The following is a 16,970-nucleotide window of genomic DNA, read 5'->3' on the forward strand; positions in this document are numbered from 1 at the left end:
AATTAGAGAATTTTCCCCACGAGAGCCTCTACTCGGCTTCGAGCAGCTCCGCCAGCGTCAGCTCCAGCTGAGACTCCCAGTCCGGCAGCGTGATGCCGAGCGCCTGTTCGAGTTTCTCCAGCGCCAGGCGCGAATTGAGCGGCCGTCGCGCCGGTGTGGGGTAATTGGCGGTCGGGATCGAAACCACCCGATCCGGCTGTACCCGCAACGTCTCCCCGAAGGCTTCGGCCTGGCGAAAGATCGTCTGAGCGAAGCCGTGCCAGCTAGTTTCGCCACGTGGCGCCAGGTGGTAGAGGCCGGAGGCCAGGCGGCCTTCCATCCGTGCCCTCACCGACAGCAACGTAACCTCCGCGATCAGCCGCGCCGGCGTCGGCGCGCCGATCTGATCGCCGACGATCTGCAGCGCCTCGCGTTCCCGGGCCAGGCGCAGCATGGTTTTCAGAAAGTTGTGGCCGCGGGCGCTGTAGACCCAGCTGGTGCGAAAGATCAGCGCGTCGGCACCGCTGGCCAGTATCGCCTCGTCACCCGCCAACTTGCTCTCGCCATAAATGGAAAGCGGACCCGTCTCGCTGCTCTCGAGCCACGGCTTTTCTCCATCGCCGGGATAGACGTAGTCAGACGAGTAATGCACGAGCCGCGCCGAGGTCGACGCGCAGTAATCGGCCAGTTGCGCCGGCAGCGCCGCGTTCAACCGGAAGGCCTCGTCACGCGAACTTTCAGCCGCATCCACGGCAGTCCAGGCAGCGGCATTGGCGATGAGGCTGGGCTGCAGCGAATCCAGCAGCCGAGACACGGCACCGGCATCCTGCAGGTCCAGCGACCGCCGATTGGGAGAGACACACTTCCCGAGTGGGGCCAGCGTCCGCTGCAGCTCGTGACCGACCTGACCGTTGCCGCCCAGAATCAGGATGGTCATGCGGTCACCCCCAGTCGCTCGCCCTGGTAGCTGCCGTTCTGCACACGTAGCCACCACACCTCGTTCTCGAGGAACCAGCACACGGTCTTGCGCATGCCGCTTTCGAAGGTTTCCCGGGGGGTCCAGCCCAGCTCCCGCTGGATCTTGGACGCATCGATCGCATAGCGTTGATCGTGTCCCGGCCGATCGGCAACGAAGGTGATCAGATCCCGGTAGTTTTCGACGCCGGGGGGCTTGCGCGGCGCGAGTTCCTCGAGCAGGTCGCAGATCGTCTCGACGACCTCGAGATTCTGCTTCTCGTTATGGCCGCCAATGTTGTAGGTCTCGCCGATCTTGCCTTCACAGGCGACCTGAACCAGTGCCCGCGCGTGGTCCTCGACGAACAGCCAGTCGCGAACCTGCTTGCCATCGCCATAGACCGGCAACGATTGCCCCGCCAGCGCGCTGAGGATCATCAGCGGGATCAGCTTTTCCGGAAAATGGAACGGCCCGTAATTGTTGGAGCAGTTGGTCACCAGGGTCGGCAGACCAAAGGTCCGATTCCAGGCGCGCACCAGGTGATCGGAGCTGGCCTTGCTGGCCGAATAGGGCGAGCTCGGCGCGTACGGTGTCGTCTCGGTGAACAGGTCATCGACGCCGTGCAGATCGCCGTAGACCTCATCGGTGGAGATATGATGAAACCGGAAATTCGCCGCTTTCTGCGGCGCGCTGTCCTGAAGCCCTTTCCAATAGACGCGCGCCGCCTCCAGCAAGGTATAGGTGCCGACGATGTTGGTCTCGATGAACGCCGAAGGCCCATCGATGGAGCGATCGACATGGCTCTCAGCCGCCAGGTGCATGACCACATCCGGCTGATACTCGCGAAAGATTCTGGCCATCGCCGCCGCGTCGCAGATGTCGGCCAGACGAAACTCGTAGCGCTCGTCGCTATCGACGCGAGCCAGCGATTCCGGGTTGCCCGCATAGGTCAGGTTGTCGACGTTGACCACGCGATGTGGCGTTTTTTCGATCAATTCACGCACCACTGCCGAACCGATGAACCCGGCTCCCCCTGTCACTAGAAATGTCATGCTCATGGTATTTCCCCCGTCGAAACTACTGTTGATAGCGCCACGACCCATAGTGGGTTTGTCGTGCAACGCGCATTGCTGGATCGATGGCGAACGTCAGTCGCGATGGTCTTTCACGATCAGGATCAGCATGTTGATGATCAGCGTGATGAATAGCGCGATCACCGCGAAAACCACCGAGTTGTAGACGCGCTCCGGCTGCTCGGCATATTCCGGCATCGTCGGCGTCTGCAGCACGGAAACCTGCTTCAACTTGCGGGCAGCCTCGATACGGGTGGTTTCGAGTGCCCCCAGCGCCCCGGAGTAGCTCTCCTGAGCGAACTGGGCGCGCAGCATCAAGGTCTGGTATTTCGAGGAAATGCTGTTGAGCGCGTCACCCGACTGGCGGGCCAGCCGCTCCTGCTCCTGCACGATCTGATCGTTGAGCGCCTTGATCTCGCTGCTGACGCGCACGATTTCCGGAGAACGAACGCTCTGGAAGCTTGCCAGGGCACTCTTGCGCGCCTTGGCGACCGCGAGCTGTCCTTCCAGGGTCGAAACCACCGAGCTCAGGCTCTCCACCGTGCCCGTCGGCGAGACCAGGCCATTGGAGTTCTGGTAATCGACCAGCGCGTCTCGGGTCTGCTGGAACTTGTCTTCCAACAACGAAACCTGCTGTTCGAGAAAGCGCACCTGCTCTTCCGCCAGCCGCTGCCCCATCAGGTTCATGTGGCGTTCGCCCTCTTCCAGCAGCAGCTGCGCAATCTTGTTGGCTTCCTGCGGGGTAAAGGCTTCGACGTCGATCCGCAATACGCCGGCGTAGTCGTCCAGCTCCACCGATATCCGCGAAAGGAAGTAGTCGTGCAGCTCCTCCAGCGGCGCGTTCTCGTCGCTAAGCGCGCTGAAGAGATCGGCACCCGAGTTGGCGTAGTGGTTGCGGAAATCCGCCTCGTCGACGAGCAGTTTCAGCATGTCGACGGAGCGCATGTAATCGCGCAGCAGCAGCATGTCCGCGAGATTGCTGGAGGAGCCGCCGCTCAACAGCGAACTCACGCTCAAGGTCGGCGAAGCGAGCTGGGGGCTTTCCAGTACCACGTTGGTATGAGAGACATAACGGTCGCTGGCCCATAGCGCCCAGTAGAGTGAGACGACGACGATCGCGATGACGCACACGATCCAGTGGAATGACTTGCGTAACCGGGATGACTTATGGGTATGAGCTGACTTGTTCATGGCCGACCTGTCTTTTTCGGAGTCTTTTTCGGGGTCTTGTTCGGCGTCTGTGTCGTAGGCGCTGTCGTTCGATTACGAGGTTTGGGCGTGGGCCTGGGCTTCGCTTGCGCCTGGAATTGCTGTACGTAGCGGCGCGCTTCATGCATGCGCTCGCGGGCTTCTTCCATGCGCCAGCGCAGGGTGTCATCCGGATCGTTGCGAGCGGGATCGTCGCTGGCGATCTGGTAGTCGAGACGCACCTGCTCGAATTCGCGATTGGCCTGCATCAGCGCCTGCTTCGCTTCGGAGAGCGATTGGGGCACGATCGGCGGCGCGGTCTTCTTGCCATCGGTCGCTTCGTGATAAGCGCCGATCGCATCCTCGATATCGTCGAACCATTGCGCCTGCCCTTTCTCCAGCACGATGCCGGCCTCGCAGAACTCCCGCAGGACCCCCTCGCCGTGGGAGACCATGATCAGACTGGCCTTGCCGATACGATCCTTGAACGCCTTCTGAGCCTTGGCCTTGAACGCGCGATCACCGACCGCGGTCGCCTCATCCGAGAGGTAGACATCGAAATCGAAGGCCAGCGACAGCCCGAATGCCAGGCGCGAACGCATCCCCGACGAGTAGGTCTTGACCGGCTCGTCGAAGGCACTGCCGATCTCGGCAAAGGCCTCGACCTCCTCGATCACCCGTTCGATTTCTTCCTCCGCCCCGTGGATACGGGCCACGAACTTGACGTTCTGGCGACCGGTCATCGATCCCTGAAAACCGCCGGCCAGACCGATCGGCCAGGAAACCCGACTGTTGCGGATGATGTCGCCACGATCCGGCGAGTCCATGCCGCCGATCAGCCGCAGCAGGGTCGACTTGCCGGCGCCGTTGCGGCCCAGAAGCCCTACGCTGACACCGGAGGGGATGGTCAGGTTGATGTCCTTGAGCACCCATTGGCTGCCGTGATGATTGTGGTAGCGCTTGTAGAGATTGCGGATCTCGATCATGTGGGCAGATCTCCTAGTGCGCTTTCAGCTGATCGCGAAAACGCAGGTGAAGGACCAGCCCCAGCGAAATCGACGCCAGCGCCCAGAGCCACAGGTAAGTCATATCGATACCGCCGATCGTGTGGTAGCCGGCGAAGAAGTTCAGCCGCATGCTCTCCAGACCGTGCACGATCGGATTCAGCAGCAGATATTCCCGATACTGATGGGGCACGTAGAGCACCGGCAGAATGACCCCGGAGAGCAACAGCAACGGCAGGTTGAGAATGCGTGCGATCTTGCCGATTTCCGGCACCAGATCGCCCAGCACCGACAGCGTCAGCCCGAATCCCCAGCCCAGCGCCCATAGAGACATCCAGTCCATCATCGCGCCGACCGGGTAGTCCGGCATCAGCTCGAACTTGAGCAGGCTGCCGATGGTGATGAACAGGATGAAGATCAGCGACTTGAGCATGCCTTCGAGGAAGCAGCGCACCAGCACCGGATCGATCGGCTTGACCTGGCGATAGGCGAATAGCCCGCGATTGGCCTCGACCGCGCCGATCGAACGCATCATGTTCTCGCGAAACAACATGAAGCCCATCAGCCCGACCACCATCCAGGCGACGTAGTCGGCGCCGGCGATATGCCGGCCGGACATGAATAGCCCGCGTACCGATACCATCACGCCGATGATCGCCAGCGGCTCGAAGATCATCCAGAACCAGCCCATGCGGTCGGCCATGGTCCGAGAAATCGCCTCACGCATGAACATGGCGAACCAGACGCTTCGGGCGACTCGCCAAGGCGACCGCGAAGGCCCCCCTGGAGGTCCTGCGAAACCAGGCCCGGGAAACCCCGGCGGGAAGCCCGGTGGTAAAAGCCCCGATCGTGAAGAATCTATAGCCATGACGGAGTCCCCCCGAAGGTGCCGCGGAAACTCTGTCCCGCAGCAAGGGCGCGGCAGGACCGCGGATCGAGCGCGCTCATAGATCCAGCGCTATTTTGGTGGCCACGGCGACCTGATAGAGGATCTGGGTAATGCTGGTGGCCAGTTCGATGTTGCTGGTCGGCGCCGCGGGCAGAACGATGATTTCGTCGCCGGCACGCATGCGGGTCTGATCGGCCTTGATGACGGCACCATTGCGGTGAACGACCAGCACCTGCCCCTCGTCGGCGCGGGGCGTGAATCCGCCAGCCTGCTGGATGTAGTCCTCGGCGCTCATGCCCGCCGTATAGACCATCGCCTGAGGAATGATGACTTCGCCGCTCAGCAGCACAGAGTCCGAACTCTCGGGGATCGTGATGACGTCGCCATCCTGCAGCCGAATATTGGCGACATTGCCGTCGCGAGCGACGACCAGACGGCCGGTCGGTTTGACCTGAGAGGCCTTCTGCACGAACCGCTGGATCAGTTCGGCCTGACGAACCTGGATCTCCCCTTCCTTGGCAGTACGCGCCGGATAGCCGAGATAGGTGGTTTCGAGGCGCCGCAGACTGTCCTTCAGCGATTGCGCCTGCTGCTCCGCCACGCTGATGCGGCGGATGGAAACATCCTGGTAGCTGGTCATGCCCTGCGGCACGCTGACCGCGTCGAGGAATTCACCCAGCTTGGCGTCGCGGGGCAACGCGTATCGCGACGGCCCGTAGTAACTTCCTTCCACCTGAACCACGATGGTCTCGTCACGCTGATCGGCGCTGAACATCACTTCATCGCCACGACGAACTTCGGCACTTCGAAAGTCGGCCAGTGGCAGATAACGGGAGATCGGCCCCGAGGAACGACTGCCACGCAGCAGCACGTGCGAGACGCCGGATTTCAAGCGAGCCAGATTGATCACGTCCTGCCCGGTCAGCGCATCGCCAAGCAGTTCGTAGCGATAGCTTTTCTGTACAGCGCCGACGACGCTGATGGCAGGACCGCGCTCCTCGACCACGATGGTGTCGCCGTCGCGAAACTGGGGCCGAGCGATATCGCCGTTGATCAGAAAGTCATAGAGATCGACGGAATCGACGACCTGGCTTCCCCGCTTGATCACGACCTGACGATAGCTGCCCAGGGCCTGATCGATACCGCCCGCCTGATCGAGGAAGTAGAGCACCGAATCATTGGGCGTTCCGGAGTAGCGCCCGGGATTCAAGACGTAACCCGTGACGAAGACCCCCACCGGCTGCACGCCCTGAAGGTTGGTGTAGACGCTGACGTTTTCCGGGTAGACCGACTTGATCGCTCCGCGCACCTTGGCATTGAGCTGGGCGTTGGATATTCCCTGAACCTGCAACGGCCCGATTCGTGGCAGGAAGATGTTGCCCTGAGCATCCACGGCCAGCACGCGATCGATCTCGACCCCGCCCCAGACCCGAATCGTGATCTGGTCGCCGGGCTTGATCAGATAGTCGGCATTGAGGCCATCGGCCATCATGCCGCGGAAGCCGCCGCTGAAAAGATTCTCGCCGAACGGGGGCAGATTCTCGGGGTCGACTACGGCCTGCGACCTCGGATCGACTGATCCATTCGGATCGACGGGGCCATAGGTTCCGCTGTTCCAATCCGCTCTCGGCGAGGCCTCGGCACCCTGGGCATCGTCGGACTGCGAGGTCAACGCCTGGGCCTCCTGGTCGCCGCCAAGCAACGAGCTACTGCTCAGCCCGATCGCCTGAGCGTGAGCAAAGTTGGCGCTCAAGCACGCTACCGCCACCAGGCACACGGCCCGGAAAATCATTGCTGCCCGCTTCATGATGTTTCCCTTTCTCACGTTTTCAAGCCATCGAACGTCGGATTTCGGTAACTGAGATCCGCTTGAATGCCTTTAATGGCACTCAGTTATTCGTTGGCAGATAGGTCGTTCCGGCATCGGGAACGACGGCTTTCGACGGCTTCGTCGAGGACATGTCCGACTGCGCGTCGGCATCGATCCTCAGCGAATGATTTCCGTCACCAATCGCTGCGCATACCATCCCTTTTCCGGCACCAGGCAGGTCACTTCGCCTACCGGCAGACCGGCCGGTGCCGTGTTGCGTGTCACGTCGAGAAGCAGGCAGCGCCGACCGCTTGCCGAGAAATAGCGCTCCCGGGCGTGTATCGAAACGTTCGCGCCCCAAGGCGTACTGGCCAACGTGGTTACGCTGCCGGGGGCGGCACTATCGAGAAAACTCGACAGCGGTCCGCTTACCGGCGTTGCGCCATCCATGGGCATCGCCGCCATCGAGTCACCGTGTTGCTGTGACGTGGCACACCCCGAAACGGCGGCGAGTGCCAACGTCAAAGCCATCCACCGGGTTACGGACTTCCTGCTGATGACCTGCTCTTTTTCATGTCTCATCGCGACCACCTTTCCCCTCGATTTCTCGCGCGTTATCGCCGAGAACCTAGCCTGATATGTGTCTGTAGCGCCCAACGTCGTTGCCGCCTTTTCCACGTGAACTTCTCTTCCTGACGTGAACTTCTCTTTCTGACGTGAACTTCTCTTTCTTAAATGTCGAATTCCGGATATTGGCGACCGCTAGATAATTCGATGGCGACGCAGCGCCACGATGAGACGTCTGACGGTTTCCTCGAGATCACAGGCGGAGGTATCGATTTCGATTTCCGGTGACTCGGGAGCTTCATAAGGTGAGCTGATACCGGTGAACTGCTGAATCTCGCCGCGGCGAGCCTTCCGATAGAGCCCTTTGGGATCCCGGCGCTCGCAAACCGAAAGCGGGGTATTGACGAAGACCTCGATGAACTCGCCGGCTTCGACCATGCGGCGAACCTCGAGGCGATCGTCACGAAACGGGGAGATGAACGAGACCAGCGTGAGCATCCCCGAGTCGACCATCAGCTTGGCCACCTCGCCGATGCGCCGAATGTTCTCCTGACGATCCGCATTGCTGAAACCGAGGTCACGGCAAAGACCGTGGCGAACGTTGTCGCCGTCCAGCAGGTAGGTGTTGTGGCCCATGCCGAAGAGCTGCCGCTCCAGCGCATCCGCAACGGTGGATTTACCTGCGCCGGAGAGCCCGGTGAACCAGATGATGCTCGGCTTCTGACGATTGCGCTCTGCGCGCCGGTGCTTGGTGACGGCCATGTCGTGCCAGACCACATGGCCCGAATTCAGTACGTCGGCCACCATGCCGGCACCCACGGTCAGGTTGCTCAGCTTGTCGATAAAGATGAAGTTTCCGGTCTCGGGCGAGTGTTGATAGCGATCCAGCACCAGCGGCTCGGCAACCTCGATCTGACAGCGGGCGATGGCGTTGAGCGGCAACGTCTCGGTCGGGTGGTGCTCGAGGGTGTTGACGTCGACCTGATAGAGAAAACGAACGACGCGTCCCGGCACGACGCGGGCGCCGGCCTTGAATTCGTACTCGTGCCCCACTGCCAGTGGCGTCTCGTGCATCCACACCACGTCGGCGACGAAAGCGGTACAGGGCTCGATGTCGCTGTTGGCCGCGACCAGAACGTCCCCGCGCGAGACATCGATCTCATCTTGCAGCGTGAGCGTGACCGACTGCCCCGCATACGCCACGTCCAGATCGCCGTCATTGGTGACGATTCGAGCGACGCTAGAGCGCTTGCCGGAAGGCTCGACCCGAATGTCGGCACCCACCTCGACGGCACCGGCGGCCAACGTGCCGCAGTAGCCGCGGAAGTTGGGATTGGGCCGGTTGACGTACTGCACCGGAAAGCGCAGCTCGTGCAGGCTGCGCGCCGACAGCACCTCGATCTGCTCGAGCTGGGCCAGTAACGGCGGCTCGTCGAACCAGCTCATATGCGGGCTCGAGTTGACCACGTTGTCGCCATCCAGTGCCGATATCGGCAGATAGCGAACGTCGGAAACGCCCAGCTGACTGACGAAGCCGCGGTAGTCGGCAACGATCTCCTGGAATCGCGCCTGGGAGTAGCCGACCAGATCCATCTTGTTGATCGCGATCACGAAATGCCGGATACCGAGCAGATCGCAGATGAAGCTGTGTCGGCGCGTCTGCACCTGCACCCCGAAGCGGGCATCGATCAGAATGACGGCCAGATCGGCGGTGGACGCCCCGGTTGCCATGTTGCGGGTGTACTGCTCATGGCCAGGCGTATCGGCGATAATGAACTTGCGCTTGTCGGTGGAAAAAAACCGATAGGCGACATCGATGGTGATGCCCTGCTCTCTTTCTGCCTGCAGTCCATCGACCAGCAAAGCGAGGTCCAGCTCGCCGCCGAGGTGACCTCGCGACTTCGAATCACGGGTCAGGGCCGCCAGCTGATCATCGAAGATCATCCTGGAGTCATGCAGCAGCCGCCCGATTAGAGTGGACTTGCCGTCATCGACGCTGCCGCAGGTCATGAAGCGCAGCAGATCCTTGCCCTCGTGAGTCTCACTCTCCGGATGCGCGGCGAGATGCCCTTCGAGGTTGGGGGTGAATCGTGCGGAATGAGGGATCATCAGAAATACCCCTCACGCTTTTTCTTCTCCATCGACCCGGCGCCGTCGTGATCGATGGCACGCCCGGAGCGCTCGCTGGTCCGCGTGAGCAGCATTTCCTGAATGATCGAGGGCAAGGTGGTTGCCCGTGATTCGATCGCGCCGGTCAACGGATAACAGCCCAGCGTGCGAAAGCGTACCCAGCGCTCCTCGGGCACTTCCCCCGCCGCGAGCGGCAATCGACCATCGTCGACCATGAGCAACATGCCGCCACGAACCACGGTGGGACGCGGCGCGGCGTAGTAGAGCGGCACGATCGAGATCGACTCGAGACGGATGTACTGCCAGATATCCAGCTCGGTCCAGTTGGAGAGCGGAAACACCCGGATCGATTCGCCCTGGCTTACCTTGCCGTTGTAGAGATTCCACAGTTCCGGGCGCTGCTGCTTGGGATCCCAGCGATGGTTTCTGTCCCGGAACGAATAGACTCTCTCCTTGGCCCGAGAAGCCTCTTCGTCGCGGCGGGCACCACCGAAAGCGGCGTCGAAGCCGTATTGGTTCAACGCCTGCTTGAGTGCCTGGGTCTTCATCACGTCGGTGTATTTGGCACTGCCGTGATCGAACGGATTGATCCCCGCGGCGCGACCTTCCTCGTTGACATGCTCGATCAGTTCCATACCGACCTGAGCCGCCGTCCGATCGCGGAACTCGATCATCTCGCGGAACTTCCAGGTGGTGTTGACATGCAGAAGCGGGAACGGCGGCGTTCCCGGATAGAACGCCTTACGCGCCAGATGCAGCATCACCGAAGAGTCCTTGCCGATCGAATAGAGCATTACCGGGTTGCGGAACTCCGCAACCACCTCCCGGATGATCTGGATCGACTCCGCCTCGAGTTGCCGAAGGTGCATGTGAGCCCTGTGTGTGAGTTCGCGCATAACGTTCCCGTGCAGCCGATCGAGAGTAACGAAACCCGAGTCCTTGGCCCTGAAACGGACCAGACATCAACGATCGTTGCCTTGATTTGTTGTTTCGAGACTCCTTTTCGGTCAAACGAGACCCTCGAGTCAAATATTAAAATCGCCAAAAGTAAGCCCATGTAAATGTCAAAATTCATTTTTTGGGGCGCGTTGAATAAAACATTACACGGGAAGGAATAATGCTAAAAAACGGCGAGCTAATACTTTAGATATGCCATTGTTTTTAAATGATTTTCAAGACATTATCTCTATCGATAAAATGCTGACACGGTCTCATTAACGACGTTCAATAAAACCATCAAAGGGAAATGTTAAGCGTATAAAAGCGCCCCTACTCCTGTTTTTAGAGACAAAGGCGAGGAAATAAATACATCGCCCGCACCGGGAAAAGTGTGAATTTGTTAATACCGTAAACATCGATTTTTCTATGAGAAAAGTTTGCTTACATTTGCCGCATTCACTACTCACCTAACAATTGCGAATGTGATCACGACATGTCTGCTCTTATCATTTCGCTACAGCGCAAAAGCGCTCGCCCACCCTGGTATGCGGTACACTGCGCATTCGATTGCCTAAAGCGGCAGACTTGAGTAGCTTTGGCACCTTTTCACATTCACGGCGCGTCGGGCCTTCGGCCCAGGAATAGCGATGCCGCAATTCTCTTCGACGACGGACCGCATTGGCTTTTCGTGACCCATGCATAACGATTCGACAGTTCTGCGACCGTCCTCCCCGCGTGTGGCCGGCTACCTCTCCAAGGGCCTGGCCCGCTGGCACATCATCCGCTGCCTGCTACCGGAATATTCGCGTCAGGTTCGCCTCAAGCCGGGCAGCCGCCAGCCCGTGGATGCCATTCTCGGTTGGGGACTGAAGCCCACATCGACCCGGGCAAGACGCATGGCGGCCCGCCGCGGCTTGCCCTATGTCGCGATCGAGGATGGCTTCCTGCGCTCGCTGGGGCTGGGCGTCAATTACTCCCAGCCCCACAGCCTGGTCGTGGACTACAGCGGTATCTACTACGATGCGACCCGGCCGTCCGATCTGGAGACACTGCTGGCCGAGGCCGTCTTCGAGACCGAGGAACTGGCACGCGCCAGCCAGGCCATGCAGCGTCTGCGCCGGTGTCGTCTGTCGAAGTACAACCATGCTCCTGATCGGCCGCTGCCGACCTCCGATCGGCCGCGGGTTTTGGTCATCGACCAGACCCGCGACGACGCCTCGATTACCCATGGCATGGCCGATGCCAGCTCGTTCAAGCGCATGCTGGAGAGCGCGATCGCCGATCATCCGGACGCCGAAATCCTGATCAAGACCCACCCCGACGTCATCGCCGGGCGCAAGCAGGGCTATCTGACTCAGGCCTCGACCCACCCTCGCTGCCGATTGATCGGCGACGACATCAACCCGTGGGCGCTGATCGACGCTGTCGACGCGGTCTACGTGGTCACCAGTCAGCTGGGGTTCGAAGCGTTGATGGCGGAAAAGCCGGTGCACTGTTTCGGCATGCCGTTTTATGCCGGCTGGGGACTGACCTTCGATGAGCTCCACTGCGAGCGCCGCCAGCGACAACGCTCGCTGCCGGAACTCTTCGCCGCGGCCTATCTGCGCTACTGCCGCTATGCCAACCCCTACACCGGGCTGCCATCCACGCTCGAGGCCACCATCGACCTGATCGCCGATCAGAAACGCCAGCGCGATCGCCTCGCCGGACGCTGGCTGGCAGTCGGCTTTTCCAGCTGGAAGCGGGCCTTCATTACCGATTTTCTCGGTCCGGCGTCGAGCGTGCGCTTCCTTCAGAGCGACCGGCCGCAGCCCCATGAACTCGAGGGTCGCGACAGTCTGGTGGTGTGGGGCCAGAAGGCCACCGATGAGCTCAAGGCGCTATGCCGTCAGCACGGACTCAAACTGTGGCGAATGGAAGACGGGTTCGTGCGCTCGGTCGGGCTCGGGGTCGACCTGACCCGGCCGCTGTCGCTGGCATTCGATTCACGCGGGCTCTATTACGACGCCAATCATGAAAGCGATCTCGAACGGCTGCTGACGGAGACGGAATTCGAGCCGGCGCTACTGGCGCGCGCCGAGCGCCTGCGTCGACGCCTGACCGAGCTCAAGCTGTCGAAATACAACGTGCGCGGCAAGACGCTACCCACGCTGCCCGAAGGCGTAGTGGGTTCACGGCTCATCGTGCTGGTCCCGGGCCAGGTCGAAAGCGACGCCTCGATCGCGCATGGCTCCCCCGAAATCAAGACCAACCAGGCGCTGCTCGAAGCCGTCAGGCACAACCGACCCGATGCGTTCATCATCTACAAGCCCCACCCGGATGTGGTCTCCGGCGCGCGGGTCGGCCTGCTCGACAAGCGTGCCAGCGAACTCTATGACCTCGAGCTGGTTCACTACGACATCATCGATCTGATCGAGCTGGCCGACGAGATCCATACCATGTGTTCGCTGACGGGCTTCGAAGGCCTGATGCGCGAGGTGGCTGTGCATACCTACGGCCTCCCCTTCTATGCCGGTTGGGGTCTGACGCAGGATCGGCTATCCTCCCCGCGTCGCCAACGACAGCTGACACTGGATGCCCTGATCGCCGGCGCGCTGCTGATCTATCCGACCTATGTCGATCCTCTGAGCGGCGAATTCTGCAATGCCGACACCGCCGTCGAGCTGATGCAACAGCAACGCGATCAGCGCTCGGGCCTGCCCTTTCGTGTGCGTCTGTATCGTCTGTACCGCAACCTGTTCTCCCAAAGGCAATGAATTGAGTGCTTCGACTTTGAGCAGCGCGCACAAACGCTTTCTGTTGCTGCAAGGTGTCTGCTCGCCGTTTTTCGACCGGCTGGGCGAACAGCTGTTGGCCGCGGGACACGAAGTGATCAAGATCAATTTCACCGTCGGCGACAGCACTTTCTGGCGTCAGGGCAATACCTACGCCTACCGCGGACAGGCCAAGGACATACCCGAATATCTTTCGCAGATATGGGACCGCCACGAGATCACCGATCAGGTCGTCTTCGGGGATCGTCGCCCGGTGCATCGACGCGCCATTCTGGCCGCGCGGCGCCGAGGTATCCGTAATCACGTCTTCGAGGAAGGTTATTTCCGGCCTTACTGGGTGACGCTGGAGCGCGAAGGCGTCAACGCCCATTCGCTGCTGCCGCGAGATCCGGACTGGTACCGCGAAGCCGGCAGGCGGCTGCCCAGCGCCGGGCGACCCATGGCGTTTCCCAACCAGTTCCACACCCGGGCGCGCCACGATGTGATCTATCATCTGGCGGGGATCGCCAATCCGTTTCTCCACCCGCACTATCGCAATCACGCGCTGGTCACCGCGCCGGTGGAATACGCCGGTTTTCTGCTGCGCAAGATGCGCATGCCGTACCTGAAACGGCGCGACAACGAGCGCGTGAAAGCGCTGTTGGACGCCAAACGGCCGTTTTACTTGCTGCCCCTGCAGCTGAAGAGCGATGCCCAGATTCGCTACCATTCCGATTACAAGAACATGCAGGAAGTGATCGGCAAGGTGGCCGCATCGTTCGCCTACCACGCCCCGCGCGATGCCTTCCTGGTGATCAAGAACCATCCCCTCGACATGGGGCTGGCCCAGTACGCGAGCCTGATCGAGGTACTGACGCACGAATACGATCTGGGCGACCGCCTCGTCTATCTCGAGGGCGGCAATCTCGAGGCACTGCTCAAGCACGCCAGCGGACTGGTGACGGTCAACAGCACCGCCGGCAACGTCTCGCTCGGTTTCGACTGCCCGACCCACACGCTGGCCTCGCCGGTCTACGATATGGCCGGCCTGACCCATCAGGGCACGCTGGACGAATTCTGGCACAATGTCCCCAAACCGGACGCGGAACTGTTCCGGGCCTACCGCCGGACCGTTGCCCAGACGGTTCAGATTAACGGCGGGTTTTACTGCCGTCCGGGAATCGACCTGGCGGCGAAAAACGCCCTTCAGGCGTTACAGCGGGAACGCTCCCCCTTACAGCAACTCATGGATGAGATCGCGTTATGACCCGAGTCGTCATTACCGGTGCCACCGGCGCCATCGGTCAGGCACTGGCCGCCGTCTACGCGAAGCCGGGTAACCAACTGATCCTGCATGGCCGCCAGCTCGACGTGCTCGAGACCCTGGCGGCCACGTGTCGTCACGCCGGTGCCGAGGTCGAGCTGGATCAGGTCGCACTGGAAGACGACGATGCCCTGTTCGCCTGGCTGGAAACGCTATGCACGCCGACGGTGCCGGATATCGTGATCGTCAATGCCGGCATGAACATCGATATCGGGGAAGATGCCAGCGGCGAAGACTGGGACGACGCCAGCCGCCTGCTCGAAATCAATCTGCGTGTGCCGATGGCAATGGGCAACTATCTCGGCAAACGCATGCGCGCCGCCGGTCACGGCCAGCTGGTGCTGATGAGCTCGCTGGCCGCCTATCACGGCTTGCCGGTGACGCCGAGCTACAGCGCCAGCAAGGCCGGCGTCAAGGCCTACGGCGAAGCGCTGCGCGGCTGGCTGGCGCCGCACGGTGTGGGCGTCAGCGTGGTGATGCCGGGCTACGTCAGCTCGAAGATGTGCGATGAGATGCCCGGCCCCAAGCCATTTCTTTGGCAGCCCGAGCGCGCCGCCCGGTTCATCGCCCAGGGCATCGAAAGGAATCGCGCCCGGATCAGCTTCCCCTTTCCGCTCAATTTCGGCTGCTGGTGGCTGGCCGTATTACCGGCGGCGATCTCGCAGCGCCTGCTGACGCTGTTCGGTTATGACCACGACCATGACCACGACCACGGCGACGGAGCGCATCGATGATTCACGGTTTCTGGAACGGGTTCTGGGCGGCGATTGCCACGCTGGTAGTGACCAGCCTGTGCGAAATGATTTTGAAACCGCGCCCGCAGCCGCTGTGGCAACGCCCGCCAGCCGCGATTGCCGTGCACCTGGCAACGGCCGCCCTGCACTTTACATTCTGGCTTCTGATCGTCCAGCGGCCGTGGTTTGCGCTGGTCATCGCCGCGTCATTGCAGATGGTGGTGATCCAGGTCAACAACACCAAGTCGACATCGCTGCGCGAGCCCTTCCTGTGCCAGGATTTCGAATACTTCATCGACGCGATTCGCCATCCGCGTCTCTATATTCCGTTTTTTGGCGTCGGCTTGACGATTGGCGCCAGCGTGGCCGGCGCCATCGCCATCGGCATCGGTTTCTGGCTCGAGCCATCGCTCTTCGGTCATGCCGATGCGCCCTGGTCGCTGGCGGGAACGCTGGCGCTGACCGCGGCTGCCGTCGCCGTGCTGAGCTGGCAACTGCCCCGGCTGCCCGAATGCACGCTGGAACCCAACGACGATCTCGTGCGACTCGGCCTCTATCCCTATCTCTGGGCCTATGGACGCATGACTCGCTTGCCCATCGACCGCGACGACAACGACAGCGCCTTCGCCGCCCCGTGGGATCTGGAATCCGAACCCGTCGATCCCGCTACGCTGCCCAACGTCGTGCTGGTTCAAAGCGAATCCTTCTTCGATCCCCGCGACTGGCACCCGGACATTCGGCGCGAACTGCTGGGTGAATACGATGCGCTGATGGCCGAATCTCTGCAGTCGGGGCGTTTCGACGTGCCCGCCTGGGGCGCCAATACCGTGCGCACCGAATGCGCGGTCCTGACCGGATTCACCCCGTCACGGCTCGGCGTGCATCGTTTCAATCCTTACCATCAGCTCTCGAAGCTGCCGGTCAACAATCTCGCCGGCGCCCTTAAACGTCTGGGCTATCGCACGGTTTGTATCCATCCGTATCCCGTCAGTTTCTACCTGCGCGATCGGGTCTACCCTAATCTCGGGTTCGACACCTTCATCGATATCGCCGATTTCGATCTCAGCGAGCGCGACGGTCAGTACACCGGCGATCTGGCGCTGGCAGAGCGGGTTCAGAAACAGTTGGCAACGGCGGACGAAAAACCGCTGTTCATCTTCGTGATCAGCATGGAGAATCACGGCCCGCTCCATCTCGAAACGCCGGACCCGGCCATTGCCGAGCGGTGGGTCGAAGGTGGCGTTACTCCCGGTTGCGAAGAGCTAACGGTTTATCTGAGGCATCTACGCAATACCGATAGTATGCTGGAACGACTCAGGGACTCTCTGCAACAGAACAGCGAGCTGCAGGATAACAACGAGCTTCATAAAAGCAGCCGGCACGGCATTCTGGGTTTCTACGGCGACCATGTGCCGATCATGCCGAAAGTCTACGCACAGCATGGCGAGCCGGATGGTTTCACGAACTATTTCATCTGGCAGACAGCGCCCCGTTCGGGGGATAACGTGCGGATGACGCTCCCAGCCGATAAGCTGGGAACCACAATCTACGACAGAATTATCGACCACGCAGGCAAGCTTGGTGCGAATTGAGAAAGGCGTAGCCCGCGCGCTACGAAGCAAGGA

At 61.1% G+C, this 16,970-nt stretch carries 13 protein-coding genes; 4 read left to right on the plus strand and 9 right to left on the minus strand.

All coding sequences use genetic code 11. From position 1 onward, the window contains the following. Positions 1-28 precede the first annotated feature (28 nt). From rfbD to cysD, 9 genes are all read right to left on the minus strand, one after another. The gene (gene rfbD / locus DOM58_RS05010) at positions 29-916 is read right to left on the minus strand and encodes a dTDP-4-dehydrorhamnose reductase (RefSeq protein WP_110691970.1); all 888 of its coding nucleotides are present in this window, start codon (positions 914-916) and stop codon (positions 29-31) included. Then, positions 913-1,986, minus strand: coding sequence for a dTDP-glucose 4,6-dehydratase (rfbB, locus tag DOM58_RS05015; protein WP_223162134.1), 1,074 nt, complete (start codon positions 1,984-1,986; stop codon positions 913-915). Before rfbB ends, rfbD begins: the two co-directional genes overlap by 4 nt. Positions 1,987-2,082: 96 nt before the next feature. Continuing rightward, complete coding sequence (locus tag DOM58_RS05020; RefSeq protein ID WP_110691972.1) at positions 2,083-3,198, minus strand: KpsE/RkpR family capsule polysaccharide export protein; 1,116 nt, start codon at positions 3,196-3,198, stop codon at positions 2,083-2,085. Further along, on the minus strand, positions 3,195-4,181 hold the full coding sequence (locus DOM58_RS05025; RefSeq protein ID WP_110691973.1) for an ABC transporter ATP-binding protein: 987 nt from the start codon (positions 4,179-4,181) through the stop codon (positions 3,195-3,197). The genes DOM58_RS05020 and DOM58_RS05025 overlap by 4 nt, the downstream gene beginning before the upstream one ends. A 13-nt stretch (positions 4,182-4,194) precedes the next feature. After that, on the minus strand, positions 4,195-4,932 hold the full coding sequence (locus DOM58_RS05030; RefSeq protein ID WP_075561200.1) for an ABC transporter permease: 738 nt from the start codon (positions 4,930-4,932) through the stop codon (positions 4,195-4,197). Positions 4,933-5,143: 211 nt separating this feature from the next. Further along, positions 5,144-6,895, minus strand: coding sequence for a polysaccharide biosynthesis/export family protein (locus DOM58_RS05035; protein WP_245392154.1), 1,752 nt, complete (start codon positions 6,893-6,895; stop codon positions 5,144-5,146). A gap of 180 nt (positions 6,896-7,075) precedes the next feature. Further along, on the minus strand, positions 7,076-7,480 hold the full coding sequence (locus tag DOM58_RS05040; RefSeq protein WP_157957490.1) for a DVU3141 family protein: 405 nt from the start codon (positions 7,478-7,480) through the stop codon (positions 7,076-7,078). 180 nt (positions 7,481-7,660) lie between these two features. Continuing rightward, positions 7,661-9,574 (minus strand): sulfate adenylyltransferase subunit CysN, encoded by a 1,914-nt coding sequence (gene cysN / locus DOM58_RS05045; protein WP_110691975.1) that lies wholly within the window; start codon positions 9,572-9,574, stop codon positions 7,661-7,663. Further along, positions 9,574-10,491 (minus strand): sulfate adenylyltransferase subunit CysD, encoded by a 918-nt coding sequence (gene cysD / locus DOM58_RS05050; RefSeq protein WP_083627667.1) that lies wholly within the window; start codon positions 10,489-10,491, stop codon positions 9,574-9,576. The genes cysN and cysD overlap by 1 nt, the downstream gene beginning before the upstream one ends. A gap of 738 nt (positions 10,492-11,229) precedes the next feature. Between cysD and DOM58_RS05055 the strand changes: the two genes are divergently transcribed. From DOM58_RS05055 to DOM58_RS05070, 4 genes are read left to right on the plus strand one after another with little or no spacing between them, the layout of a single operon-like run. Then, the gene (locus DOM58_RS05055) at positions 11,230-13,290 is read left to right on the plus strand and encodes a capsular polysaccharide biosynthesis protein (protein ID WP_110691976.1); all 2,061 of its coding nucleotides are present in this window, start codon (positions 11,230-11,232) and stop codon (positions 13,288-13,290) included. A gap of 1 nt (position 13,291) precedes the next feature. Further along, positions 13,292-14,554, plus strand: a complete 1,263-nt coding sequence (locus DOM58_RS05060; protein WP_245392155.1) for a capsule biosynthesis protein — start codon at positions 13,292-13,294, stop codon at positions 14,552-14,554. Further along, entirely contained in the window at positions 14,551-15,345 is a 795-nt protein-coding gene (locus tag DOM58_RS05065) for an SDR family NAD(P)-dependent oxidoreductase (RefSeq protein ID WP_110691978.1), read from the plus strand. Before DOM58_RS05060 ends, DOM58_RS05065 begins: the two co-directional genes overlap by 4 nt. After that, positions 15,342-16,937 (plus strand): LTA synthase family protein, encoded by a 1,596-nt coding sequence (locus DOM58_RS05070; RefSeq protein WP_110691979.1) that lies wholly within the window; start codon positions 15,342-15,344, stop codon positions 16,935-16,937. Before DOM58_RS05065 ends, DOM58_RS05070 begins: the two co-directional genes overlap by 4 nt. Positions 16,938-16,970: the final 33 nt, after the last annotated feature.

The sequence above is a fragment of the Salinicola halophyticus genome, assembly GCF_003206695.1.
GTDB lineage: Bacteria > Pseudomonadota > Gammaproteobacteria > Pseudomonadales > Halomonadaceae > Salinicola > Salinicola halophyticus.